General features: G+C 39.0%; 2 protein-coding genes. Both read left to right on the top strand.

What is annotated here, in order from left to right; translation table 11 throughout:
* On the top strand, positions 1-627 hold a 627-nt coding region (locus A2517_RS06385), incomplete at its 5' end, for a Rieske 2Fe-2S domain-containing protein (RefSeq protein ID WP_294895254.1).
* An 11-nt stretch (positions 628-638) separates the two neighbouring features.
* Positions 639-1049: a hypothetical protein gene (locus tag A2517_RS06380; protein ID WP_294895252.1), complete on the top strand. Its 411-nt coding sequence runs from the start codon at positions 639-641 to the stop codon at positions 1047-1049.
* Positions 1050-1396: the final 347 nt, after the last annotated feature.

Genomic DNA, 1396 nt, shown 5'->3' with positions numbered 1-1396 from the left:
TTATTCAAAGCGTATGATAAAGTTCAGCTTGTAGATGCGGCAGGAAAACCGATCAAAGCATCGGCTCTGGCAAAAGAGGTTACCTATATTTTCAACTATCCTCATGCCTCAACTCCATGTATGTTGATCAACTTACCTAAGGGAACTTCAAAAGAGGTAGAGTTAGCATCGGAAAATGGAGAAAAATACGTTTGGAAAAGCGGTGTCGGAAAAGAGCGCAGTATTGTTGCTTATGTCGCAATTTGTACCCATCAAATGACCCACCCGACTCCAAATGACAGTTTTATCACCTATGTCCCTACGACGAAAAAAACGATGGCGTATGATAAAGGGGGAGTCATCGTATGTTCCTCCCATCTTTCGGCATTTGATGCGGGTGCGGGTGCCAAAGTGCTAGGGGGTGCGGCAACGCAACCGCTGAACTCGGTTGTTTTAGAGCATGCGGCCGATGATACTTTGTGGGCAGTCGGCATTTTGGGATCTGATAAATTCCAGGATTATTTCAAAAGTTTCCGTCCTGAGCTAAAAGAGTTTTACGGCGGACCGGCAGAAGCTAAAAAATTGGTTTCTATCTCGGCTAAAACGGTTAAGCTTACTGAATATTCCAAAGAAATTATTCAATACTAAAAGGGGTTGTTATGAAAAAAAGTTTTACAGTATTGGCTCTTTCATTTTTACTGGCAGGGTCACTCAATGCAGCTGGAAATGATCATCGAACCATGTTGATGAAAGATATGCGTACGATGTTGGATGCTATGGAAGAGATTCAACGCGGTGGCTTATACAGCTCAACGGAAGATATGAAATCAGGGATCAAAAAGCTTCAAAGTACCCTTAAAACGCTTGAGAGTGAAGAGATTAAATTTATTCTCCCAAAAGATCAGGTGTATGCGTACAAATTTGCTCAAAAATCAGCGCATATGCTTCGTCTTTATTCGGATGATATGATCGTTTCGATTGACGCGGGACGTATGGATGAAGCGTTGGAAGATTATACTCAGCTTCTTAAACAGTGTACGTCGTGTCATATCCGAATTCGTAACTGGTAACCCTTCTTTATTTTATCTTCTTCCCAAGTGAAAGCTTGGGAAATTCTATAATTATTTGTTAACTAATCATTTCTTTTTCTAATCTATACTATCTCAAGATTTTCATATCTTTATACTATCGTGATGGTTTATCACAATTTTGTCTCACACTCCTACAAATTTGTTCATATATTAGAAAATAAAATACAAATCAAGATATGTTTAAGAATTAATTGTTATGATTGTTTCAAGATTCGAAATAAGTAAATCTTATCTCGGACGGTTTCTTGAAGGAGAATGAATGAAATTAGGAAAACTTAGTCTAGTCGCTGTAATGGCTCTTGGAACAAGCGCGTTCGCAATCGATA

The sequence above is a fragment of the Sulfuricurvum sp. RIFOXYD12_FULL_44_77 genome, from assembly GCF_001830725.1.
Classification (GTDB): Bacteria; Campylobacterota; Campylobacteria; order Campylobacterales; family Sulfurimonadaceae; genus Sulfuricurvum; species Sulfuricurvum kujiense_A.
The sequence above is the reverse complement of the archived record's forward strand: the minus strand, read 5'-3'. Positions and strand labels throughout refer to the sequence as shown.

Bases quoted from the DNA above. Each gene is read 5' to 3' on its own strand.
- A2517_RS06380 (WP_294895252.1), top strand. From the start codon at position 639: ATGAAAAAAAGTTTTACAGTATTGGCTCTTTCATTTTTACTGGCAGGG.